At 62.3% G+C, this 23,155-nt stretch carries 15 protein-coding genes; 3 read left to right on the forward strand and 12 right to left on the reverse strand.

The genetic code is table 11. The features are described 5' to 3' along the window. Positions 1 to 9: 9 nt before the first annotated feature. From OX459_RS23260 to OX459_RS23315, 12 genes are all read right to left on the reverse strand, one after another. Positions 10 to 2,706 carry a TonB-dependent receptor gene (locus OX459_RS23260; RefSeq protein ID WP_289906713.1) on the reverse strand — a complete coding sequence of 899 codons (2,697 nt, stop codon included), beginning with the start codon at positions 2,704 to 2,706 and terminating at the stop codon, positions 10 to 12. A gap of 653 nt (positions 2,707 to 3,359) precedes the next feature. Further along, complete coding sequence (locus OX459_RS23265; RefSeq protein ID WP_289906714.1) at positions 3,360 to 4,646, reverse strand: aminotransferase class I/II-fold pyridoxal phosphate-dependent enzyme; 1,287 nt, start codon at positions 4,644 to 4,646, stop codon at positions 3,360 to 3,362. Positions 4,647 to 4,740: 94 nt separating this feature from the next. Further along, on the reverse strand, positions 4,741 to 5,652 hold the full coding sequence (locus tag OX459_RS23270; protein WP_289906715.1) for a PfkB family carbohydrate kinase: 912 nt from the start codon (positions 5,650 to 5,652) through the stop codon (positions 4,741 to 4,743). Continuing rightward, positions 5,649 to 7,295 carry an alpha-amylase family glycosyl hydrolase gene (locus OX459_RS23275; RefSeq protein WP_289906716.1) on the reverse strand — a complete coding sequence of 549 codons (1,647 nt, stop codon included), beginning with the start codon at positions 7,293 to 7,295 and terminating at the stop codon, positions 5,649 to 5,651. Before OX459_RS23275 ends, OX459_RS23270 begins: the two co-directional genes overlap by 4 nt. A gap of 2 nt (positions 7,296 to 7,297) precedes the next feature. Next, the gene (malG, locus tag OX459_RS23280; protein ID WP_077402472.1) at positions 7,298 to 8,188 is read right to left on the reverse strand and encodes a maltose ABC transporter permease MalG; all 891 of its coding nucleotides are present in this window, start codon (positions 8,186 to 8,188) and stop codon (positions 7,298 to 7,300) included. 10 nt (positions 8,189 to 8,198) lie between these two features. Continuing rightward, entirely contained in the window at positions 8,199 to 9,710 is a 1,512-nt protein-coding gene (malF, locus tag OX459_RS23285; RefSeq protein WP_289906717.1) for a maltose ABC transporter permease MalF, read from the reverse strand. 97 nt (positions 9,711 to 9,807) lie between these two features. Beyond that, complete coding sequence (gene malE, locus OX459_RS23290) at positions 9,808 to 11,028, reverse strand: maltose/maltodextrin ABC transporter substrate-binding protein MalE (RefSeq protein WP_077402478.1); 1,221 nt, start codon at positions 11,026 to 11,028, stop codon at positions 9,808 to 9,810. A gap of 108 nt (positions 11,029 to 11,136) precedes the next feature. Beyond that, positions 11,137 to 12,222: a sn-glycerol-3-phosphate ABC transporter ATP-binding protein UgpC gene (gene ugpC / locus OX459_RS23295; protein ID WP_251351135.1), complete on the reverse strand. Its 1,086-nt coding sequence runs from the start codon at positions 12,220 to 12,222 to the stop codon at positions 11,137 to 11,139. 221 nt (positions 12,223 to 12,443) lie between these two features. Then, positions 12,444 to 14,081, reverse strand: coding sequence for an alpha-amylase family glycosyl hydrolase (locus OX459_RS23300; protein ID WP_289906718.1), 1,638 nt, complete (start codon positions 14,079 to 14,081; stop codon positions 12,444 to 12,446). Between the two features lie 239 nt (positions 14,082 to 14,320). Continuing rightward, positions 14,321 to 15,331 (reverse strand): substrate-binding domain-containing protein, encoded by a 1,011-nt coding sequence (locus tag OX459_RS23305; protein ID WP_289906719.1) that lies wholly within the window; start codon positions 15,329 to 15,331, stop codon positions 14,321 to 14,323. 312 nt (positions 15,332 to 15,643) lie between these two features. Then, positions 15,644 to 16,864 carry a carbohydrate porin gene (locus tag OX459_RS23310; protein ID WP_099664596.1) on the reverse strand — a complete coding sequence of 407 codons (1,221 nt, stop codon included), beginning with the start codon at positions 16,862 to 16,864 and terminating at the stop codon, positions 15,644 to 15,646. A 238-nt stretch (positions 16,865 to 17,102) separates the two neighbouring features. Beyond that, positions 17,103 to 18,671 carry an MFS transporter gene (locus tag OX459_RS23315; RefSeq protein ID WP_289906720.1) on the reverse strand — a complete coding sequence of 523 codons (1,569 nt, stop codon included), beginning with the start codon at positions 18,669 to 18,671 and terminating at the stop codon, positions 17,103 to 17,105. A 115-nt stretch (positions 18,672 to 18,786) separates the two neighbouring features. On the opposite strand from OX459_RS23315, the gene OX459_RS23320 reads away from it, so the two are divergent. From OX459_RS23320 to OX459_RS23330, 3 genes are all read left to right on the forward strand, one after another. Further along, on the forward strand, positions 18,787 to 19,713 hold the full coding sequence (locus OX459_RS23320) for a LysR family transcriptional regulator (protein WP_289906721.1): 927 nt from the start codon (positions 18,787 to 18,789) through the stop codon (positions 19,711 to 19,713). A 313-nt stretch (positions 19,714 to 20,026) separates the two neighbouring features. Further along, the gene (locus OX459_RS23325) at positions 20,027 to 21,148 is read left to right on the forward strand and encodes a patatin-like phospholipase family protein (protein ID WP_289906722.1); all 1,122 of its coding nucleotides are present in this window, start codon (positions 20,027 to 20,029) and stop codon (positions 21,146 to 21,148) included. A gap of 80 nt (positions 21,149 to 21,228) precedes the next feature. Further along, positions 21,229 to 22,875, forward strand: a complete 1,647-nt coding sequence (locus tag OX459_RS23330; protein ID WP_289906723.1) for a methyl-accepting chemotaxis protein — start codon at positions 21,229 to 21,231, stop codon at positions 22,873 to 22,875. Positions 22,876 to 23,155 lie beyond the last annotated feature (280 nt).

Here is a 23,155-nt window from a genome sequence, read left to right on the forward strand (position 1 = left end):
AATCGGCGATTATTTAAACTTGTAACGTGCGTTCAAGTAAATATAACGACCGACGATATCGTTCATCGAATTGACATAGGTATCGACATACGCGCTGTTCGAGTACACGGTACCTTTATCAAACATATTGTTGACGCCGAAACTCATATCCAGATCCTTGACGGGCTTGAAGTGGATATTCATGTCCCACGCCGTGTACGCGCCAATACGCTTGTTGGTAATGGCGGCGTCCTGCTGTTTCGTCGGATCGTCGATATTCTTCGTGCTGGAGCGGGTACGGGCGGTCAGGGCCACTTCGGTGTCGTTACGTTCGAAGCCGATACGCAGCGTGTTCGACCATTTTGGATGGTCAACGCCGTCCAGGCGGTCGGTAGGCTCGCTGCCCGGCACGATGCTTTGCTCGTATTTCAAGTTGTAGCTGTTGGACTCGCGCAGTTTCACGGTGCCGTATTCACCCACTTTGAATTGGTACTTCACATCCAGATCCAGGCCTGAGACATTCGTCTTGCCTACGTTTTGGAAAGGCAGTTTCATGTCCTTGATACGGCCTTTGTTCAAGCCTGGATTAGCCGCTTCCAGCGCGGGATTGCGGGGGTCGCGGCCGATCAGTGCGGCAAAGCCGGGAATCGTGTCTTCATGATCGAGCACGTATTGCGCATCCAGCGTCTGGATCGTGTCCTTTTGACGCACGCTATACCAATCCAGCGATGCCGACAGGTTCTTTATCGGTTGCAAGACGATACCCAAAGAGAAGTTATTCGCCTTTTCCGCTTTCAAATCCGGATTGCCGGACAGGTAAACCTTGGGGCTGTAGGAGCATTGCACACCCTTGTAACCCAAGGGACCGCAACGCGCCCAGTCGGCCACGGTGTCGTAGGCGGTGGTGGTCGAAGCGATCTGCGGCAGGGTCGGCGCCTTGAACGAGGTCGTGGCCGAACCGCGCAACATCACTTGCTGGTTCGGACGCCATGCGAGTGCCACTTTCGGGTTGTAGGAATTGCCGAAATCGCTGTAATGGTCGCCGCGCAGCGCCAATTGCATTTCCACTTGCTTGGCGATCGGTACGTTCAACTCGCCATACATGGAGTATACGGTGCGGCTGGCCTTGCTGCTGGTTGCGCCAAAGTTGACGATGTTGCCCGCTTTCATCTGTGGATCGGCGACGTCGTCGATCGACTCGTGGCTGCCCTGCAGGCCCCAGGCGAAGCCGACGGATTCTCCGGCCAGCGTGAACAATTCAGGCGTGCTCATCTTCCATTCGGCGCTGCTCAGCTTGGAGGTAGAGCGGTGCGAAGTTGTTGTCAGGAAAGGCAAGTAGTTGCTTTCTGGATTATTCATGACAAACGGATCGTAGCCTCCCGCTTTACCCAGCAAGCCGGCTTGCAAGGCTGCCGTCGACTTGTCCAACAGCGTTTGCTTGTCGGCGTCATCGCTCAGTTTGTTCTGGTTCAGGCTGATTGCGCCTTCGCTATCCCATTTGCCCAGCGTACCGCGCCAGCCGCCGACCAGGCGCGCGGTTTTGCTCGTCAGCTTGGAGGTCCGGTTGCCAGCCTCGTAGACGCTGCGGAAAACCTGCACCAAATCGCCAGGCATGAAGCCGTTCACGCTGCCATCGCTGCCATCCGGCAGCGTCGCCAGACCGGGGTTGGTCGAGCCTGCCGTCCTGTAGTTGGCGCTGCTAAAGCTGGGGGAGTTGCCGATAAAGGTAGACGAGTTCTGGGTGTAAGCGGCTTCCAGGAACAATTCGTCGCTGCTGTTGAGGCGCTGCGTGAAAATGGTGGAAATGCCGGCGCGTTCCTGCTTTGGCGTCAGGTGCGTAGAAGGATTGGTGAAGCAGACATTGTCTCCCGTGCTGGAGACGCCCACCGTACCGCGGCAACCGGGGATCACATAACCCTTGTCGCCACTGCTCTGGTTGCGGATCCAGCCCATGTACTCGGTGGTCTTGCGGTTGTCGGAACCGCCGAACTGACGGAAATCGTGCGCCGCCAGGTTCGAGTGCTTGTCCGAAACCAGCGGATTGCGGCGGTACAAGTCCAGCGTCAACAGCAGGTTGCGTCCATCCTTCTCCAGATCGCCCCAACCCGAGGTCAGGGTGACGTTGCCGGTCTGGCCGTCGCCCTGCTGGTTGGCGCCGATGTTGGCGGTCCCCTCTATGCCCTGGTAGTTGGTGCGGGTCTTGAAGTTGATCACGCCAGCGACGGCGTCGGAGCCGTAAATGGCCGATGCGCCGTCGCGCAGGATTTCTACCGACTCGATGGCCGACAAAGGCAGGCTGTTCAAGTCAACGAAGGAACTCTCCGCGCCGTTCGCGAAGCCGTAGTTGGCCAGGCGGCGGCCATTCAACAAAATCAGCGTGTACTTGGAGTCGAGACCACGCAACGCAGCCGACGAGGCGCCCTTGGCGAAGGTCGAGGTCGCGTTGCCGTCGAGTGCGACTGAAATCGAGGGCAGTTTGCTCAACAACTCGATGACGGTGGAGGCGCCGGACTTGGCGATGTCGGCGCGTTTGACGACCTCGATTGGAGTCGGGCCTTCCATATCGACGCGCGAAATATTGGAACCGGTGACGACGACGCGCTGAATTTTATCGTTGGCGACGTCGGCTTGCTGCGCTTGCACCTGACTGGCGATGAAAATGGTTCCTGCCATGACGCTCAGTGCGATTTTCACCGCATGAACGCTCTTTTTTTCTTGAAAAATCATATTCTCCGAGCCCTAGTAAATAATTGATTGCTTTTAATAAACAACAAAATTCAAGCCACCCGTATCATTTAACGATCCGGCACTGAAATTACTGCTGCTTCTTTTTTGCGGACAAGCTCATGGATTGACTTTAGATAGTCTTTTCCATAAGGCTTAGTTAACTATACAACTATGGGCTGACTGCGTTTTACAAAACGTTGCTAATAAACAACGGAAATAGTATGTGTTTAGGCAATATTTCTTGGTATTAATGAATTCCTTGCTGGGCTTGCGGGGCGTCAGACACGCCGGGGCATCCCAGGAACGAAAAAACTGGGCGACACATTTGGCTTGACGGGTATTTTTTGCCACGACCGTGGTCTAACCGGATATTGCATGGAGGGAAATATTTCATGTCCGGATGTATTGCCTGTGGTCAATTCGAATACAGGCTTCGACTCGCGCTGACACTGCAGCCTATGCTGCATTACTGGATAGAATCGCCGCATGCTGCGCGAGCACAAAGCGCTCAGCAAACGGCGGCACCTTGCAGCAAAGATGCCGGAATTGGGTTCTGGAAAGCGCTGCATCTGTCCCGGCAGGGGAGGGAGGCATGTGCCGGGACAAGCTTGCAGCCTGACTTCAGCCTGATTTCAGCCAGATTTCAGCCACATTCAGGCTGCGTTCAATGCCTGCTCCAGGTCTTCGCGCAAGTCGTCGATATGCTCGATCCCCACGGACAGGCGCAGCATGTCTTCGGACACGCCCGCCTTGGCCAGTTCTTCCGGATTGAGCTGGCGGTGCGTGGTGGAGGCCGGGTGGGTGGCCAGCGATTTGGCGTCGCCGATGTTGACCAGGCGCGTGAACAGCTGCAGGGCGTCGAGCACGCGGGCGCCGGCCGCGCGCGGGTCTTCGCCTGCGGCCAGTTTCAAGCCGAAGGACAAGATGCCCGAGGCGCGGCCGTGCATGTATTTTTTCACCAGCGCGTGGTCCGGGTGGTCTTCCAGGCCCGCGTAGTTGACCCACGCGACTTTCGGATGCTGTTTCAAGTGCCTGGCCAGGGCCAGCGTGTTGTCGCAGATGCGGTCCATGCGCAGGGCCAGGGTCTCGATGCCCTGGATCAGCTGGAAGGCGGAGAGTGGCGAAATGGCCGCGCCCATATTGCGCAGCGGGACGACGCGCGCCCGGCCGATGAAGGCGGCGGGGCCGAACGCTTCCGTGTAGACGACGCCGTGGTAGGACACGTCCGGTTCGTTCAGGCGCTTGAAGCGTTCCTTGTGATCAAACCATGGGAATTTGCCGCTGTCGACGATGGCGCCGCCCACGGTGGTGCCGTGGCCGCCCAGGTATTTGGTCAGCGAATGGACGACGATGTCGGCGCCATGCTCGATGGGGCGGAACAGGTAGGGGCTGGGCACCGTGTTATCGACGATCAGCGGGATGCCGTGCGCATGCGCGATTTCGGCCAGCTTCGCCACATCCGTCACGTTGCCCAGCGGGTTTCCGATCGATTCGCAGAAGATGGCCTTGGTGCGCGCATCGATCAGCGCGGCGAAGGTCTCGGGCTGGCGCGCGTCGGCGAAGCGCACTTCGATGCCGATTTGCGGCAGGGTGTGGGCAAACAGGTTGTAGGTGCCGCCATACAGCTGGCTGGCGGAGATGAAATTGTCGCCCGCTTCCGCGATGGTCTGGATCGCGTAGGTGATGGCCGCCATGCCCGACGCCACGGCCAATGCGGCCACGCCGCCTTCCAGCGCCGCGACCCGCTTTTCCAGCACGTCCTGCGTGGGGTTCATGATGCGCGTGTAGATATTCCCGGCGACCTTCAGGTCGAACAGGTCGGCGCCATGCTGCGCATTGTCGAAGGCGTAGGCCACCGTCTGGTAGATGGGGACGGCGGCGGCCTTGGTGGTCGGGTCGGGGGTGTAGCCGGCGTGCACGGCCAGGGTTTCAATTCTCATGTGGTCTCCGGTTCGAATGGTCTGCAATGGTGAAATCCGCAGCCATTGTGCCATGCACCCGTTACCAAGTTATCACGCTTGATAGAATTTTAAGTCATAAGCTAGTGCTGTCTTGATATAAGTCATTCAGCTCTGCCTTGCCGATAAACCGTTCATGCGTGCCATGCTGAGCGCAGGCAAACGCGCCGCCGATGGCGCCGCGGCGCATGGCTTCGTCCAGGCCCGCGCCGCCCAGCCAGGCGTGCAGGAAGGCGGCCACGAACGAGTCGCCTGCGCCATTCGTGTCCACCACGGGCAAGTTCAGACCTGCCGCCGGAGTATGGCGCACGGTCGCGCTGCCCCGTTCCAGCAGGTAGGCGCCGTGCGCGCCCGCCATGGCGATCACGGCCTGCGCGCGGCCTTCCGCGACAATCGCGCGCATGACGGACTCCGTGCGCTCGCCCAGCGCCGCCGTGCTGAGGAAGACCAGGTCGGCGCGCAGGGCAAAGACCTTGTGGTGCGGGTTGACGCCATCCCAGTCGTGCAAATCGGTCGACACGGTGGTGCCGCACGTTTGCGCATCGTCAAACAGCGCGGCCACCCAGCCCATGATGGAAAAGTGCGCGTGGCGCGCCGGGCCCAGGTAGGGCAGATAGAAGGCGGCGGGCATGCGCACGTCTTCCGGGTGGCGGCCGTCGTACAGCGACATCCTGCGCCCTTGCGGGTCGACCAGGTTGACGCTGCGCCGCGTGCCCGACGGTTCGACGATGTGCGAGAAATCGAGCCTGGCATCTTTATAGCGCTGCAGGATGGCCGCGCCTTGCGCATCGTCGCCGATGAAGTCGATGAACTTGCAGCGCAGTCCCAGCGCGTGGCAACCGAGCGCCACGCCATTGCCCGTGTGCGCCACGTAGTCGCGGATGGGCGGCACGTGCAGCGAATCGGTGACGGGCAATTGCAGGTCGGGGACGCGCACGATGGTGTCGATGCCGGCGCCGCCGACTACTAAGATGTCATAGCTACTCATGGTGCTGCCTTTTCTAACAGGACGGTGCCGGCCGCATTCACGGCGACGGCGCCGTCTTTGACGGTGTAAGTGTGATTGGTGTAGGCGTCGCGCAGCGGGGTGCCATCGGCGAAGACGCCGTGTACCTTCAGTTCGAGCGCGCCTTGCGCTTCGGGCACGGCGATGACGGCGTCGCCATCCATCGCGCGTGCGAACGCGTACGGCTTGTCGTCGATGAAGCGGTGTTCGCCGCGCGCCAGGGCAGGGTGGCGCAGGCGGAACTGGCCCAGCTTGCGCGCGTGCGCCAGGGTGGCCGCATCGAGCGACGACCAGTTCATGTCGGAGCGGGTGGCCTGCTGTTCGTCGCCGACGGGCGCGGCGCCAGGCTGGCGCGCGCTTTCATCGCCATAGAACAGCTGCACGCCACCTGGCGCCAGCAGCAGGGCGGACAAGCCATGTTTCAGCCGGTCGCGCGGGAACAGGCTGGTGTCGTGCGAGGAGATATACGACAGGATGTCGTAGCGGGGCGCATTGCCGATGCGCTTGCCCAGCAAAGTCGCGTACTGGCGGTACACGCCATCGATGCTTTTCCAGTCGCCGCCCGCGCGATTCTGGAAATCGAAATTGATCATCGAGTCGAAGCCCGCGTCATGCCAGCTGCTGCGCTCGGGGCCATGGCCCCACGCTTCGCCCGTCATCCAGAACGGTGCGTCGTCGATCTTCTGCTGCGGGTGGCGGGTTTTCCAATCCTTGAGGGCATCGGTGGCTGCCGCGCGCAGGGCCAGCCAGCTGGCCGGCTCCACGTGCTTGACGGTGTCGGCCCTGAAACCGTCGACGCCGAATTCGCGCACCCAGTCGGCCAGCCAGTGGACAAGGTAAGTGCGGACAGTCGCATCGGGCAGGGCCACGGCGCGCGTATCGCTTTTACGCTGCAGGATGGGCGGCAAGCCCACGGCCTTGGCGCTTTCCGTGCGGAAGTCGGGCAGATACGCCAGCTGCATGGTGAAATCGTCCTTGCCGCCGTCGGGATAGCCGGGCAGGCCGGCGCGCACCCAGTCCGGACCCCACCATTGTGCGAAATCAAAGTTGTTGTAGTCGATGTAGCTATGATAGTCGCGCAGGGTGGCTGTTTCATGGCCTGGCCACAGCACGGGCACTTTATATTCGGACAGGGTGCGCAAGTCCGCGTAACCGGGGTGGTTCAGCACCACGTCGAACAGCACGCGGATGCCTTGCGCGTGGGCAATATCGATCATCTCGCGCAATTCCTCGCGCGTGCCCATGTTGGCGTCCATGGTGGTGTAGTCGAGCGCCCAGTAGCCGTGGTAGGCGTAATGCTGGAATTGCTGCTTGCCGCCCACCACCCAACCGTGGATCTGCTCGTATGGCGCCGTGATCCACAGGGCGTTGACGCCCAGTTCCTTGAAGTAGCCAGCTTTGAGCTGCTGCGTGATGCCGGCGATGTCGCCGCCGTGAAAGCTGCCGACGTCGCCGCCTTGCGGGTCGGCGGCGCGGCCATAACTGTGGTCGTTGCCAGGATTGCCGTTGGCGAAACGGTCCGTCACGGCGAAATAGACGATGGGGTTGTCAGCGAAGCTGAAGCTCCCTGCCTGCGCCGAAGCGCTGAGTAACAGGGCGGCCAGCGTAGTCAGGGAGCGTCGCATGGTCAGCCTTTCACGCCGCCAGCCGTCAGGCCGGAGATCATCCATTTTTGTGCCAGCAGGAACACGGCCGTGATGGGCAAGCCGGACAAAATGGCGGCCGCGGCGAAGTCGCCCCACAGGTATTTTTGTTCGTACAGGAACAGTTTCGAGCCGACGGCCAGGGTCAGGTTGTTCTGTTCATGCAGCAGCACGGAAGCGATCGGGTATTCGATGATGGCGCCGATGAACGACAACAGGAACACCACCATCAGGATGGGCACCGTCATCGGCAGCAGCACGTAGACAAACGCTTGCCATTGCGTGGCGCCGTCGACCTTGGCCGCTTCCTCGATTTCGATGGGGATGGTTTGATAGTAGCCCTTGATGGTCCAGATATGCAGGGCGATGCCGCCCGTGTAGGCCAGCACCAGGCTGCCGTGGTGGTCGATGCCCAGCCACGGCACGTAGCTGCCCAGCACATCGAAGATGGCGTAGATGGCTACCAGGGCCAGCACGGCGGGGAACATCTGCAGCAGCATCAGCGCCGACAGGGTTTGCGACTTGAAGCGGAACTGCATGCGCGCGAACGCGTACGCGCAGGTGGTCGACAGCAGCACGGTGACGGTGGCGCTCATGCTGGCCACCTTGATGGAATTCCATAGCCACAGCAGTACGGGGAAGTCCGGCTCGACCAGGGTGCCGTTGGGCGCCTGGTAAGACATGCCCAGCGCCAGGCGCCAGTGTTCGAAGCTGATCTCGGGCGGTATCAAACTGCCCGAGGCGAAATTGCCAGGGCGCAATGAGATCGACAAGATCATCAGGAAGGGAAACATCACCAGCGCGATCAGCGCGATCACGGCGACGTGGGCCGCCAGGATGCGCCAGCGGTTGGAACGGTCGACAACGATAGCCATGGTCGGTCCTTTATGCTTTGTTCATGCGCGTCAGGCGCATGTTGACCAGCGAAATCGCGGCCACGAGGAAGAAGATCAGCGTCGAGATGGCGGCGGCCAGGCCAAAGTTCTGGCCGGAATCCTCGAACGCGATGCGGTAGGTGTAGGACACGAGCAAGTCCGTCGTGCCGGCCGGTAACGTTGTGTCGAGGAAATCGGGACGTCCGCCCGTCAGCAAGCTGATCAGCACGAAATTGTTGAAATTGAAACCCAGGCTGGCCACCATCAGCGGCGTCAGCGGTTTGATGATCAGGGGTAACGTTATTTTGAAGAAATTCGTCAGCGGTCCCGCGCCGGCCAGGGCCGACGCTTCGTACAGGTCCGACGGGATCGCCTTGATCAAGCCCATGCACACCACCATCATGTAGGGGTAGCCGAGCCAGGTGTTGACGATCAAAATCATGGCCTTGGCCAGGGTGGTGTCGGAGAACCAGGCGGGCTTGATGCCGAACAAGGCGTCGAGCACGAGGTTGATTTCGCCGAAGTTATTGTTAAACAAACCTTTGAAGACCAGGATGGAGATAAAACCCGGTACGGCGTACGGCAGGAACAGCAGGGTGCGGTACAGGCCGCGGAAGCGCAGCGCATCCCAGTTCAGCAGTACGGCCAGCACCATGCCCAGGCCCGTCGTGGTGGCCACGCTGATCAGGGCGAAAACGATGGTCCACACGAAAATGCGCAGGAAAGGACCGCGGAACGCTTCGTCGGAGAAGATCTTCACGAAATTGGCGAAACCGACGTTGACCTTGAAGCCCGGTTCCAGCTTCGTGCCGTCCGGCATTTCATAAAAGCCCGTCTTGAAGTTCGGCTTGACCAGTTCGCCCGTGGCGATTTTCTTGAGCGTTTTGTCCGGCAACTGCTTGTAGACGTGCGCGACGGGGCCGAATTCGCGCAAGCCCACCATGCGCAGCTCGATCCTGTTCGGCAAGATCAAGGTGAGCAACTTCAGATCCTTTTGCAGGGCGATGATGTCCTTGATGGGCAGCGGCGGGGCCAGCACGGGCGTCTGCACGGGGTCGAGCGGCGTCACTTCCACGTTCAGGGGCACGGCGCGCTTGAGGGCCAGCGGCTGCGTCAGCAGCACTTCGCCCGTGTCCGGGCTTTCCAGGCGCAAGCGGTATTCCTTGTTGTCGGCATGCACGGTCATGGCATAGCCGGCGCTTTCCACGCGCTGCGTCTCGTCCAGCAGGTATTGCGTGGCGCGCTCATAGGTGAGCAGGTTGCGCGAACTGAAATTGGTAAAGCCGATCGACACCGTGTACACCATCGGCAGCAGCACGAAGACGATGACCGCCGTAATGCCGGGAAACAGATAGCGGTAGGCATAGGCGCGCGGCGACGTGAAGACAAACGTCGTCAGGGTCAGCAAGCCGAGGAAAACGGCGGCCAGCATGGTCTGGCCGGAAATGTACAACATGAAGAGCAGATACAGACCCAGCGCCATGCTGATGGTCAATACCGTAGGGCCGATAAACTTGCGCACGATGGGATACCTGTGAAGATGGAGTGATACGAGATGGCGCAGGTCGGATCAGGCCCGAAGGCCCGTGATCCGGCCTGCGCCAGGCAGTACGATATGCTTAATTCGCCGTCGTAATCCGCTTCGCCGCCGCATCCAGGCCATCCTTGGTCGTCTGGCGGCCTTGCGTGATGTTTTCCAGCGCCGATTGCATCGACGACCAGAAGCGGCCCATTTCCGGGTTGTTCGGCATCGGACGGCCCGCTTGCGCGCTTTCCATCGTTGCCTGGATGTTCGGATTGGCTTTCAATTCCGCGAACAGCACCTTGTTGGCTGGCGTGCCCAGCGGGACGTCGGCGTTGATGGTTTTCAGTCCATTGATCTGCAGCATCTGGTTTTCCAGGAATTCCGTGGCCAGGTCCTTGTTCGGGCTGGCTTTCGAAATCATCGCGCCCAGCACGCCCACGAATGGGGTGGCCGTCTTGCCGGCGACGGTAGGGATCGTTGCCACGCCGAAATTGATCTTCGACTTGCGCGCATTGTCCCACGACCATGGGCCGTTGATCATCATGGCGATCTTGCCCTGGTTGAAACCGGCTTCCATCTCGGCATAGCCCGCGCCCTTCGGCATGGCGCCGCTGTTGATCAGGGTCATCAGCGCATTCACGCCAGCTTGCGAACCGGCATTGTTCACGCCCGTTTTCGCTGCATCGTAGCGGCCGTCGGACTTGACTTCAAACGGGAAGCCGCCGCCCGCGCCCAGCAAAGGCCACGTGAAATAGGTATTCGTGTAATCCCACAAGATGGCTTTCTTGCCTTGCGCGGACAATTTCTTGTCCAGTGCGGCGATTTCTTCGAAGGTTTTTGGCGGGGTCGGCACCAGGTCCTTGTTGTAGACGAGGGCGACGGCTTCGATGGAGATCGGGTAGCCCCAGGTCTTGCCGCCTACGGTGAAGGCATTCCAGGCCAGCGGCAGGATGGCGGCGCGCGCTTCCTTGCTTGGCGTCAATGGTTGCAGCAAGCCGGCGTCGATCCAGGTGCCGATGCGGTCATGCGGCCAGATCCAGATGTCCGGGCCCTTGCCAGCGGCGGCTGCCTGCTGGAATTTGTTTGGCGCATCTTCCGGGTGCTCGACGACGACCTTGATGCCCGTCTTCTTGGTGAATTCCTCGCCAACCTTGGCCAGGCCCTTGTAGCCTTTGTCGCCGTTGATCCAGATCAAGAGGGTGCCTGCTTCGGCCGCGTTCGCCATGCTGACGGCGGCCAGGTTGCCGATGCCGGCCAGGGCGGCGGCGATCAGGGTGGTTTTGATGAAGCTGCGTTTCGGGTGCGTGAAGGACATGTCAATCTCCAGTATCTTTTTTTATGCTAAGTTTATGTTGAATATCAAGGCTGAAACGATGCAACCAGGCCAGGCGGCGCCTGTAGCGCCTGGCCCTTAAATCCGGAATCAGGTACGCGTCTGTCCATGCTCGTCGAACACATGGACGCGGGCGGGCGCCACCTGCAGCGCCACGGATTGGCCAATGGCCCAGTCCGTTTCCGCATCGGCGCGCACCACCAGCGGCTCGTCGCCGCCCGGTACCTGCACATACAGATAGCTGATGTCGCCCAGTTTTTCCACCGCTTGCACGGTGGCCGTGAGGGCGGCAGTGGCGCCGGGTGCGCACGCCTGCACGTGTTCGGGACGCGCGCCGACGGTGACGGGGGTGCCGCTGGCCAGCGGCTGCGTCAACACGGCTTGCAGCATGCCGCCCGCGTTGGTGGCGATGGTGGCCACGCCGTCCGCGTAGCTGTGGATCTTGCCTTTGAGGAAATTCATGCGGGGCGAACCGAGGAAGCCGGCCACGAACAGGTTGGCGGGGTGGTGGTACAGCTCCAGCGGGGCGCCCACTTGCTCGATGCGGCCCGCGTTGAGCACGACGATGCGGTCGGCCAGGGTCATCGCCTCGACCTGGTCATGCGTGACGTAAATCATGGTCGAGCGCAATTCGCGGTGCAGATTCGCCAGTTCGATGCGCATCTGCACGCGCAGCGAGGCGTCCAGGTTGGACAGCGGTTCGTCGAACAGGAAGACGTCGGGCTTGCGCACGATGGCGCGGCCGATGGCCACGCGCTGGCGCTGACCGCCCGACAAGTCTTTTGGTTTGCGTTCCAGCAAAGGTTCGATGCGCAGGATTTGCGCGGCGCGCTGCACGGCGTCGGCGATCTGCACCTTGTTCATGCCGGCCAGTTTCAGGCCGAAGGCCATGTTTTGCGCCACGCTCATGTGCGGGTACAGGGCGTAGCTCTGGAATACCATGGCGATGCCGCGCTTGGCGGGCGGCACGTCGTTCATGCGGGTCTTGCCAATATACAAGTCGCCGCCGCTGATTTCTTCCAGGCCGCAGATGCTGCGCAGCAAGGTGGATTTGCCGCAACCCGACGGGCCCACGAAGACCATGAATTCGCCGTCGGCGATCTCCAGGTCGATGCCGTGCAGGGTTTGCACGTCGCCATATGCCTTCTTCAGGCCTGTTAACTTCAGTCCAGCCATGTCTGTCGTCCTCAATCTCACTGAATGTGCCTGGCCAAATCTACTGCGCGTCGAACTTGCGGCTGGCGATGCTCACTGTGCATTCGCACAGCTGCGCTTCTCAGCCACAACTTTCATCCGCTCGCTACGATTTTGCCAAGCACTGATACTCTGTTGTTCGGCCCCGCTGATGCGCGGGGCTCGTTATTGTAATTGGCGGCATGGCCGCCAAAGCCTGCGATTTACGCCAGGGTGCCGAACCAGCCGCCATGCGCAGGCAAGCTGATCTGTTGGCCATTTTTGTTTCCTGGCAAGCCGTGACCGGCCAGGTCGGCTGCGGGCGCCGCGTCAGGCCAGGCAAACGTGACGGCTTGCGTGCCCAGGTTGAAGGCGGCCAGCACGGGCGCTTGGCCTGGCAAGTCGCGGCGCAGGGCCAGCACGGGTTCCGGCGCATCGAAGAAGACTATGTCGCCGCGCAACAATTGCGGCAGCGTGCGGCGCCAGGCGAGGATGTTTTGCGCAAACTGCAATGGTGAAGCGGCATCGTTTTCTTCGACATCAACGGCGCGCGCCAGGTGTTCAGGCGGCACGGGCAGCCAAGGTTTTGCCGTGCTGAAACCGCCGTGCGGCGCCTCGGCCACCCATGGCATCGGCGTGCGGCAGCCGTCGCGGCCCTTGAACTGGGGCCAGAACGGGATGCCGTACGGGTCTTGCAGCGCTTCGAAAGGAATATCCGCTTCCGTCAGGGCCAGCTCGTCGCCCTGGTACAGGCACGGCGTGCCTTTCAGCGCCGCCTGCACGGCCAGCACCACCTTGGCCAGCGATGGCGACGGGTTTTCGCCGCCCCAGCGCGTCATGACGCGCACGCTGTCGTGGTTGCCCACGGACCAGGAAGCCCAGCCGTCGGCCACCTGGGCTTCGAACTCTTCGACCTGCGTGCGGATGTGCGAGGCCGAAAACTCCGCCGTCAGCAAATTGAAACTGTAGGCCATGTGCAGCTTGTCGGCGCCTGTATAGGCAGCCATGGTGGCCAGCGCATTGTCGTCGCCCACTTCGCCGATGGAAATGGCTTGATATTCGTCAAGTACGGCGCGCACGCGCTGCAAATAAGCGATGTTTTCCGGCTGCGTCTTGTCGTACACGTGCGCCTGCATGCCGTACGGGTTGATGGCGGACACGCTGCTCGCATCGCGCTGGGCGGCGGGGGGATTGTCGCGCAGCAATTGGTCGTGATACGGGAAGTTGCAGGAATCGAAGCGGAAGCCATCGACGCCGCGCTCGAGCCAGAAACGCAGGTTGTCCAGCTGCGCCTGCTGCACGGCCGGGTTATGGAAATTCAGGTCGGGCTGGCTGGCGAGGAAATCGTGCAGGTAATACTGGCCGCGGCGCGGCTCCCATTGCCAGGCGGAACCGCCGAACACGGACAGCCAGTTGTTCGGCGCCGTGCCATCCGGTTTCTGGTCGGCCCACACATACCAGTCGGCCTTGGCATTGTCGCGGCTGGAGCGGCTTTCCACGAACCACGGGTGGTTGTCGGACGAGTGCGACAGCACCTGGTCGATCATCACTTTCAAGCCCAGTTCATGGGCGCGCGCCACCAGGCGGTCGAAATCGGCCAGGGTGCCAAACATGGGGTCGACGTCGCAGAAGTCGGCCACGTCGTAGCCGAAGTCCTTCATCGGCGACGTGAAGAAGGGGGAAATCCACACGATGTCGGCGCCCAGGGCGGCGATGTAATCGAGCTTGGAAGTAATGCCAGGCAAGTCGCCGATGCCGTCGCCATTGCTGTCGAGGAAGCTGCGTGGATAAACCTGGTAGATGACGGCGCTGCGCCACCAATCGGCGGGCAGGTGGGCGAGATTGTTCTGGATGGTCGGCATGAATGATTTCTTAAAAGTTGCCTGTAGCCTTGGCTATCAGGGCGGCGCTGCTGGTTGGTAGGCGAACGTCTTATTTTAAAATTCAAAGCGCTTTGGGTATGAAATGAGTATAGTTCAAAGCGCTTTGAAAAGTAAAGCGATACACGCGCCAGACATACGATTTTTTTATGAGGGTGATTCAGGAAGGCGAGGCGGGAGCGCCGGCCAGGCGGCCGGCGGCATGGGGAGGCGGAATACGCCTAGTTTGGTACAGGCCCGGCGGACTCGCCCGGCAACAGTTCGCATGGCCACAGTTCCTGCAAGTCGGTGACGGGCGTGCCATCCATCAGGGCCAGCAGCATGTGGATCATCTTCGCGCCGGCGCCGCGCGGGTCGGGCTGGACGACGGTGGTGACGTTGTGGCCGGCCAGGGAATCCTCCATCACGCCCCAGACGATCAGCGACATGTCGCGGCCGATGGCGATGCCCGCGTCGAGCAGGGCGCGCACGGCGCCCACGCCCGACATGTGGTTGTCGACGATGACGGCGGTAGGGCGCGGCGAGCGGGCCAGCAGGCGCTGCATGGCCTGGTAGCCGGCGCGGCGGTCGTGCGCGTTGTCGACCAGGTTGTCCGGGTCGACGGCGAGGCCGCCCGCCTGCATGGCGTGCTGGAAACTCTCGACGCGCTGGCGCACGAAGTTCAGGTCCGGCGTGGCGCTGATCAGGCCGATGCGCTGGTGGCCCAGCTGCGCCAGGCGCTCGACGGCCAGGCGCATGCCCGCCTCATTATCGTAGTCGAACCACGCGTGCGGCTGGTTCAGCTGGGTGCGGCCATGCGCGACGAACGGCATGCCCTGCTGCGCCAGGTAGGCGATGCGCTCGTCGAACGGCTTCGTGCGTCCGACGATCAGGCCATCGATGCGGCGGCCCTTGACCATGCGTTCATAGGTGTGGAATTCGTTGGTGGCCGAGGCGGGCGCGATCATCATATCCATCTGCTGCGCTTCCAGCGCTTCCGACATGCCGCCCACGATGTCGATGAACATGGGGTCGGCCAGGTCGTTCGGCATCAGCGGGTAGATGATGCCGACGATATTCGTGCGTCCCACGGCCAGGCTGCGCGCCATGGGATTGGGGCGGTAGCCGGCCGCCTGCGCGGCGGCCAGCACCCGCTCGCGCGTGCGTTCGCTCACTTCCGGATAGCCATTCAAGGCGCGGCTGACGGTGGTTTCGGATATTCCTAGCGTTTTGGCGAGATTTTTGAGGTTCATGGATGCTGCGGTTGGGGTCTATCCAGGGTGGGTCGGGAGCGGTGCCGTGCGATGACGGGTAGTTTATCTGATAAATGCCGGATTGATCAGGGTCATGACAAGCGGCGGCGGCGCCCAAAAAAATACGCGGGCAAACCCAGGGGCGCCCGCGCTAAAAGAGGATACTGCTGAATCACTACATTGAAGCTGCCGGCCATCGCGTGCAGCGGCGAAATGGTGGGTCCGGATATTACTTGCCCCTGGATAAGCGGGCGGTGTTGCTGCCACCGGCAAGCGTCCGGGGACGCTTGCCAACGTTCTAGCGGCCTGCGATTACCACCAGGATTCCACTTGGAAGCCGACGGAGCTGCCGTTGGTCTTGCCACCGAACACGCCGGTCGACGACAGCGCCGATTCCGCGGCGGCAGCCGACTGGGCTGCCTTGTTCCATTTGGCGTAGGTGTAGAAAGCGCGCAGCACGGGACGGGACCAGAAGCTGTTGCCGGCCGACAGTTGCGGCGCGAAGGTCAGCTTGGTCAGGTTGCGGCTTTCGCCGCCTTCCGGCTTGACGATGTCGTGGCCCAGTTCCACGGCCAGGCTGTAGTTGTCCGTGAAATGGTAGACGGGACGCGCGCCGATCGACGTCCACTTGCTGCTCACGCCTGCCGATTCCTTGTCTTCGTAGACGAAGGTGCCCATGCCCGACCAGGCGCCTTTGGGCTGGATCATGATCTGTTCCGTCAGGCGCACGACCTTGTCATCCTTGTTGGCGCCCAGGCTGAAGCCGCCCGTGTTGGCGGCGCTGCCCTTGCCGTACTGCAATGCCACCTTGTTGAAGCCGCCCAACAGATTGCCTTGCGTATGCATGATGGTCAGCAAGTGGCCGCTGGCGATGGGGGCCGCGCCTTGCGCATTGCGTTTCTGGTTGAATTGCAGACCCAGGGTCAGTTCGCCATCCGGGTTGACCTTGATGCCGGAGAAGCGCAAGTCGTGGGACAGGCCCATGCGCTTGCTGTCGCCGTCGTCGGCCGTGCGCACGACGGCGTAGGCCAGCTTGGCGGCGCCCAGGTCGATGTTTTCCAGGCCGGCGCCAGGGCCGCTGTTGTTCCAGAAGTAGTAATCGGTGATGTGCACGTCCTGGCGGTCGTAGTAGCGCTTGCCGACCCAGGCGCGCGCTTCGGCGAAGGCGCCCGTGCCGATCTTGTCGGCGACGACGTTCATTTCGCGCCACGACGGGTCCGATTGCTCCCAGTCCTGGTTCTGGTTGACGGAGAACGCCACCAGGGTATTGATGCGGAAGGTGGTGCCGTTGGCTGCCTTGAAGGCTTCGCCGCCGAATTTCAGCTCGCCGTAGGTTTCGCACTCATTGCCCAGACGATACTTGGACGAGGCGCCGGCCAGGCCGAAACACGCTTCCTTGCCGCCTTCGCTGCTGGTGCCGAAGCCCGAGCGGATGTAGCCGCCGAAATCGATCGGCAGGGCAGCCTGGGCGGCCGAAGCGCTCAAGGCCAACGCCACGGCGGCAGGCAAAGTTTTCAAGAAATGTTTGTTCATTGCGTCTCCAGTGTTTTTATAGGTGTGGGATCGGTGCGCATAACTTCGCACAACCAAAGCGCTTTAGTTATGTTTCAAAGCGCTTTGAGTATAGTTCAAAGCGCTTTGATGAGTAAACTAGTTTTATCTTTGAAAACTTTTGAGGTGTTGCGGAGAAGCATCAAAGGCGGGCGGCGGCGCGTGGGCGCCGCCGGGTATGGCGGGGCAAGGGATGGCTGCTGCGGGAAAGCGGGGCCGCTTAGTTTGGCGTCTTGCAGGCGGGCAGGGCGGCCGCGTCCCGCGCGGCGTCGGCCGCATTCGCCGGATGGCGCAGGAAGGCGAGGATCAGCAGGGCCGACGCCGTGGTGATGCTGGCCAGCACATACAGCAAGTGGCGGAAGGCGGCGCCATAGGCTTGCGCCAGTTCGGCGGTGCCGGCCTGCGGCAACAACTCGCCCGCATGGCGCAGCTCGCCCAGCGCCAGGAAGGGCGCCGCCAGCGCCGCCTGCTCCGCGCCGATGCCGGCAAGGCCGGCGCCGCCCAGCGCCGCCATGGTGAAGGTGCCCAGCAGCGCGCTGACGATGGCCAGCGCCAGCCCTTCGCCCGCCACGCGCGTCGTATTGAAGATGCCGGCCGCCATGCCGGCCCGTTCGACGGGCACGACGCTGATGGCCAGGCCATCCATCAAGCCCCAGGGCAGGCTGATGCCGCAGCCGATCAGCAGTAGCGGCCCCAGCAAGGTGGCGGGCGACTGGCCCGGCGCGCAGGTGGAGAGCCACAGCAAGCCGCCCGCCGCCAGCAGCAGGCCGCTGGCGCAGATGTGCGCGGCGGCGAGGCGCTGCGCCGCCATGCCGGCCAGGATCGGCAGCACCAGCATGGGCGCCGACAGGGCAATCATCATGCGTCCCGCCTCCAGCGCGCTGTAGCCTTCGATGCCGATGAAGCGGGCCGGCAGCAGCACCAGCAGCACGACGAAGGAAAACGCGGGCGCGGCCGCCAGCAGTTGCACACCGGCAAAGGCGGGCAGGCGGAACAGGGATAAATCCAGCATGGGCCGCGCCGCGCGCCGTTCCACGCGGATGAAGATGGCCAGCAGCAGTGCCGCGCCACCGAGCAGCCCCAGGCTGGCGGCGCTGCTCCAGCCACTGTCGGGTGCCTGCAGCAAGCCATAGGTAAACAGGGACAATGCGCCGGTAAACGTCAGGGCGCCGGGCCAGTCGACGCCCTGCGCTTGCGGGTCGCGCGATTCGCGCATGGCGCGCGCGGCGGCCAGCAGGGCGGTCAGGCCGGCCGCGGCCGTGGCGACAAAAATGGCGCGCCAGCCCGTGTGTGTGATCAAGGTGCCGGCCAGGAAAGGACCGAAGGCCAGGCCCACGCCGAAGGCCGTGCCGATCAGGCTGAAGGCGCGCGCGCGGGCGGGGCCGTCGAATTCCTGCGCCAGGGCCGCTAGTCCGCTCGACAGGGCCATGGCGCAGCCCAGGCCCTGCACGGCGCGCAGCACGTCGAGCCACAGGATGCCGGGCGCGGCCGACAGGGCCAGCGCGGCGGCGGAAAACACGCCCATGCCCAGCAAGAACACGCGCTTGCGGCCATAGCGGTCGGCCAGCGCGCCAGCCACCATCAGGCAGCCGCCAAAGCTGAGCATGAAGGCATTCGTGATCCACGCCAGCGCCAGCGGCGAGCCGTGCAGGTCGGCGGCGATGGCGGGAATGGCGATGGCCGGCCCCGTAAAACTGAGCGGCATGCATAGCGCGGCCAGGCAGACGGCCGCCAGCACGAAGGCGCGCCGGGCCGGGGAGGCCGGCTTCATACGGTGATTCGTATCCATGGGAATGATTCCAGAAAGAGGGAATCCGATGATAATATGGACGTAATCAATGAAAAAGTGGCTGAAAATCCACTCATAACGGACAAATATTCCCTAATCAACATGGCGAGATGACATGGATAATCTGAACGGCATTGCCGCCTTCGTGCGTGCGGCGGAAACGTCCAGTTATGTGGCGGCCGGGCGGCTGCTCGGGGTGTCGGCCTCGGCCGTGGGCAAGAGCGTGGCGCGGCTGGAAGAAAAGCTGGGCGTGCGCCTGCTCAACCGCAGCACGCGGCGCATCAGCCTGAGCAACGAGGGGGCGCTGTTTTACGAGCGCTGCCAGCGCATCCTGGCCGACCTCGGCGATGCCGAGGCGGAACTGTCGCACCTGGCCGAGGCGCCGCGCGGCAAGCTCAAGGTCAGCCTGCCCGTGATCGGCTACCGCATCATCCTGCCCCTGCTGGCCGACTTTACGCGCCGGTATCCGGAGATCGAGCTCGACCTCGATTTCAACGACCGCCTGGTCGACGTGGTGGCCGAAGGCGTCGACGTGGCCGTGCGCAGCGGCACCTTGACGGATTCGCGGCTGATGGCGCGCGAGCTGGGGCCGTTTGCCTTCGCCATCGTGGGCTCTCCCGCGTATTTCGCCCGCCACGGCGTGCCGGCCACGCCGCGCGCGCTGGAAGGGCACGCTTGCGTGCGCTATAAATTCCCCACCACGGGAAAACTGCAGGAATGGGCGCTGCAGCGGGCCGGGGGCGACAGCGGCGGCGAGTTGCGCTTGCCGACCGCCTTGACCTGCAACAATATCGAAGCCTTGATCGGCGCCGCCACGCAAGGCGTGGGCCTCGCTTACCTGCCTGACTTTATCGTGCGCGACGCCATCGCGCGCGGCGAATTGCAAGCCGTGCTGGCCGGCTACCTGCTGCACTCAAGCAAGTTCTGGGTGCTGTGGCCATCGAGCCGCCACCTGTCGCCCAAAATTCGCGTCTTTGTTGACCATTTGTGTACCCACCTGCATTTTTCCGCGCCCCCTGCCGACCCTGCGTCCTTCCCGTGATGCCCCTGGCCGCCGCGCCGGCGGCTGGTTGGGGAATATTCCTACCCCAAAGAGATTATTCCTAACACCGCTGAATTTATATTTGCTGCACCGCATCAGGCAATGCCGCACGGCATCAACTTATACCCTTCCTGAATACCGGTCATTCGTTATGGAAATTGCCATAAGGAATTTATTTATGTTAATTTCATATCTGTTTCTGCAACATTGCATCGGCTGGTCGCTTGCGGGAACATGTGCAGGATTAGGCGCCATAAGCGTGTAGTAACCAACAATTAAGGGATGGTAACCCCGTTCCGTTCAGGGAGTGTGCATGAAGACAGTCACTACGACACCGCCGGATCTGGCGCCAGCCGCGCCAGCGAAACCGGCCCGTAAAACGGGTCTGCTGCTTGGTGGCGGCGCACCAAATTCCACCTTGATCGCCGGCGCCCTGGCCGCTTTCCTCGACGAAGGCATCGAGTTCGACGTCATTTCCGCCTCGGGCGCCGGTGTGTTGATGGGCTTGCTTTACACGACGCCGCACGAGGCAACGCCGCGCCAGGCCTTGCAAAGCTGGGCCGACACGGGCGTGGCCGACAGCATCTACAAGATGATCCCGATCAACTACAAGGTGTTCCAGAAGCCGGGCATGCACGCGAGCACTTTCCGCGATGCCTTCCAGCCGCCGGCCAACAATCCTTTTTTTCAGGCGTTCCAGCAAACGTTTGCGGGCGTGCCCACGGCCTGGTCGGACTGGGGCAAGCTGATGGTGTCGTCGCTGTCGCCGTCGGACCTGTCGGCGAAAAGCCTGGGCCTGTGCGCGCACTTGCCCTTCCTGGAAAAGGCCGTGGATTTCTCGGGCGTAGCCCGCATGCGTCCCGATTTCTACATCAATGCCTACAACCTCAGCGAACACCGCATGCAAATCTGGGGCAAGCACGAAATCGAACCCATCCACGTGCGCGCCGCGTTGTCGTTTCCCTTCCTGTATGCGCCCACGACCATCGCGGGCGACGATTACATCGAAGGCGCGGCGCTCGACACGCTCAATTTCGACCCGTTTATCGAAGGCAAGGGCGAGCACCATGACGCCGACACCCTGGTCATCCTCGATATCCTCGGTGACGAGCGCTTGCTGCGCAAACCGCGCAACCTGTACGACGCCTGGGTGCGCTCCATCATCACGCCGCTGGTGAAGATTTCCAAGAGCGAGCTGCGCCTGTTCGAACTCGAGCACAACACGGATGCGCGCACGGGCCAGCCCAAGCGGCGCCTGCTCAAGCTCGACCTGATGGGCGGCATCCCGGAACAGCACTGGCCCGATACCCTCGACTGGTCCAGTTCGAACATGCAACTGCTGTTCGACGTGGGCCACAAGGCGGGCCTGGCGTTTTGCCGCCAGCATGGCGACTTGCTGCGCCGCACGCCTGACGCTTCCCCGCTGGCGGCCTAGCCACCGATCCCCGGCCACCCGATCGGCAGCTATTTATCCTGCCTGGCCTTGCCAGGCCACTCTTTTTACTGTGAAACACCATGAATATCACCAAGCAATTAATTCTGACTCTCACCATCGCCTTGCTGGCCCTGCTATTGCTGGGCGCCGGCGGCGCCATCCAGCTGCAGCGCGCCCAGGAGCGTTTTGACACGGTGCAAAACCGCATCATCCCCAGCATCCAGGGCTTGAATGCGGCCAAGGGTTTCCTGGCCGACTCGCGCCTGGCTGGCTACCGCCTGTCCGTGTTCTCGAATTTGGCCGACAAGACGGCGCTGGACAAGGCCGTGGCCGATGCCAACACGAATTTCGACAAGGTCATCACCACCTACCGCGCCGAGCGCCTGTACGACGCGACGGACAGCAAGATGCTCGATGCCGACCAGGCCGCCATGGAAGCCTACCGCCGCGCGCTGGTGCCATTCTTTGCCGCCGCCTACGCGGGCGACATGGATGGCGTGCGCGCCACCTTGCTGGCCGGCACGCCGCTGGCCATCACGGCCGCGGCCGCCAAGAAAAGCATGGATGACCATATCGCCTACAACAACAAGCTGGTCGATGACGTGAAAGCGGAAAGCCTGGCAGCCTACGATACGGCGTTCAACACCATGCTGGCCGTGCTGGGCGTGGCCGTGCTCCTGACGGGCGCGCTGGCCTGGCATATCTACCGCACCATCAGCGGCGGCCTGGGCGATATCGAACACACGCTGGAGCGTGTCAGCGCTTCGCTGGACCTGTCCGCCGCCATGCCCGTCGAGCGCATGGATGAAGTGGGCCGCACGGCCACCGCCTTCAACAAATTCCTCGAGCGCATCGTCGGCGTGATCGCCACCGTGCGCACCTCGGCCGATACGGTCAGCGTGGCGGCCGCGCAGATTTCCGCCGGCAACGCGGACTTGTCCGTGCGCACGGAGCAGCAGGCGTCTTCCCTGGAAGAAACTGCGTCCAGCCTGGAAGAGCTGACCTCGGCCGTGCGCCAGAATACGGACAATGCGCGCCAGGCGAACTCGCTGGCCGTGTCCGCTTCGGACGTGGCCCGCAAGGGCGGCGCCGTGGTGGCGCAAGTGGTGGGCACGATGGGTTCGATCAACGAATCGGCGAAGAAGATCGCCGACATTATCGGCGTGATCGACGGCATTGCCTTCCAAACCAACATTCTGGCGTTGAATGCGGCCGTCGAAGCGGCCCGCGCGGGCGAACAGGGCCGCGGCTTCGCCGTGGTGGCAACGGAAGTGCGCAACCTGGCGCAGCGCTCGGCCGCTGCCGCCAAGGAAATCAAGGGCTTGATCGAGGATTCCGTCGACAAGGTCAACACGGGCAGCGCGCTGGTCGACCAGGCGGGCGCGACGATGGAAGAAATCGTCGCCAGCATCCGCCGCGTGACGGACATCATGGGCGATATCGCCAACGCCAGCCACGAGCAAAGCGCCGGCATCGAGCAGGTGAACCAGGCCATTTCGCAAATGGACCAGGTGACCCAGCAGAACGCGGCCCTGGTGGAAGAGGCAGCCGCCGCCGCCTCCTCGCTGCAAGACCGCGCCGTCGAGCTGGTCGACGTGGTGGCCGTGTTCCGCCTGCGTGGCGACGCCCAGACAAAACCGTTGAAAGTGGCAGGCGGCTTGCCGGCCCCGGCTTCCGTCTCAGCCAGCCGGCGCCTGGCGCTGCCTGGCCGCAGCGCCCGCGCTTAAGCTTGGAAATTGCCCCGGTACGCCGGGGTTTTTCTTAGGTGGCGGTGCTGTTCCATGGGGGAATGTTGATGTTGGGATGACAAGGGCAGGGCGCCGCCTGGTTCCGCGGCAGTCTGGGAGTATGCTTGCCTTTTGCGAGTGTGAGTCTGCTTTCGCCTGCGGATTCAATCGGTGGTCGCAACACTCTAACCTAAATGTCTAGGTTACAGGAGTGTTGAAGATGAAACAGAAACCACGTATTTATTACACCGAGACGCAGAAGGCCTTGATGTGGGAACGT

The sequence above is a fragment of the Janthinobacterium sp. SUN026 genome (assembly GCF_030397625.1).
Classification (GTDB): domain Bacteria; phylum Pseudomonadota; class Gammaproteobacteria; order Burkholderiales; family Burkholderiaceae_D; genus Janthinobacterium; species Janthinobacterium kumbetense.

What these genes read in the sequence shown, in the direction of transcription:
- OX459_RS23325 (WP_289906722.1), top strand. Translation starts at nt 20,027, where the DNA reads ATGAAGACAGTCACTACGACACCGCCGGATCTGGCGCCAGCCGCGCCA.
- OX459_RS23310 (WP_099664596.1), bottom strand. Translation starts at nt 16,864, where the DNA reads ATGAACAAACATTTCTTGAAAACTTTGCCTGCCGCCGTGGCGTTGGCC.
- OX459_RS23270 (WP_289906715.1), bottom strand. Translation starts at nt 5,652, where the DNA reads ATGAGTAGCTATGACATCTTAGTAGTCGGCGGCGCCGGCATCGACACC.
- OX459_RS23320 (WP_289906721.1), top strand. Translation starts at nt 18,787, where the DNA reads ATGGATAATCTGAACGGCATTGCCGCCTTCGTGCGTGCGGCGGAAACG.
- OX459_RS23305 (WP_289906719.1), bottom strand. Translation starts at nt 15,331, where the DNA reads ATGAACCTCAAAAATCTCGCCAAAACGCTAGGAATATCCGAAACCACC.
- OX459_RS23330 (WP_289906723.1), top strand. Translation starts at nt 21,229, where the DNA reads ATGAATATCACCAAGCAATTAATTCTGACTCTCACCATCGCCTTGCTG.
- OX459_RS23260 (WP_289906713.1), bottom strand. Translation starts at nt 2,706, where the DNA reads ATGATTTTTCAAGAAAAAAAGAGCGTTCATGCGGTGAAAATCGCACTG.
- malE (WP_077402478.1), bottom strand. Translation starts at nt 11,028, where the DNA reads ATGTCCTTCACGCACCCGAAACGCAGCTTCATCAAAACCACCCTGATC.
- ugpC (WP_251351135.1), bottom strand. Translation starts at nt 12,222, where the DNA reads ATGGCTGGACTGAAGTTAACAGGCCTGAAGAAGGCATATGGCGACGTG.
- OX459_RS23265 (WP_289906714.1), bottom strand. Translation starts at nt 4,646, where the DNA reads ATGAGAATTGAAACCCTGGCCGTGCACGCCGGCTACACCCCCGACCCG.
- OX459_RS23315 (WP_289906720.1), bottom strand. Translation starts at nt 18,671, where the DNA reads ATGGATACGAATCACCGTATGAAGCCGGCCTCCCCGGCCCGGCGCGCC.
- OX459_RS23275 (WP_289906716.1), bottom strand. Translation starts at nt 7,295, where the DNA reads ATGCGACGCTCCCTGACTACGCTGGCCGCCCTGTTACTCAGCGCTTCG.
- OX459_RS23300 (WP_289906718.1), bottom strand. Translation starts at nt 14,081, where the DNA reads ATGCCGACCATCCAGAACAATCTCGCCCACCTGCCCGCCGATTGGTGG.
- malG (WP_077402472.1), bottom strand. Translation starts at nt 8,188, where the DNA reads ATGGCTATCGTTGTCGACCGTTCCAACCGCTGGCGCATCCTGGCGGCC.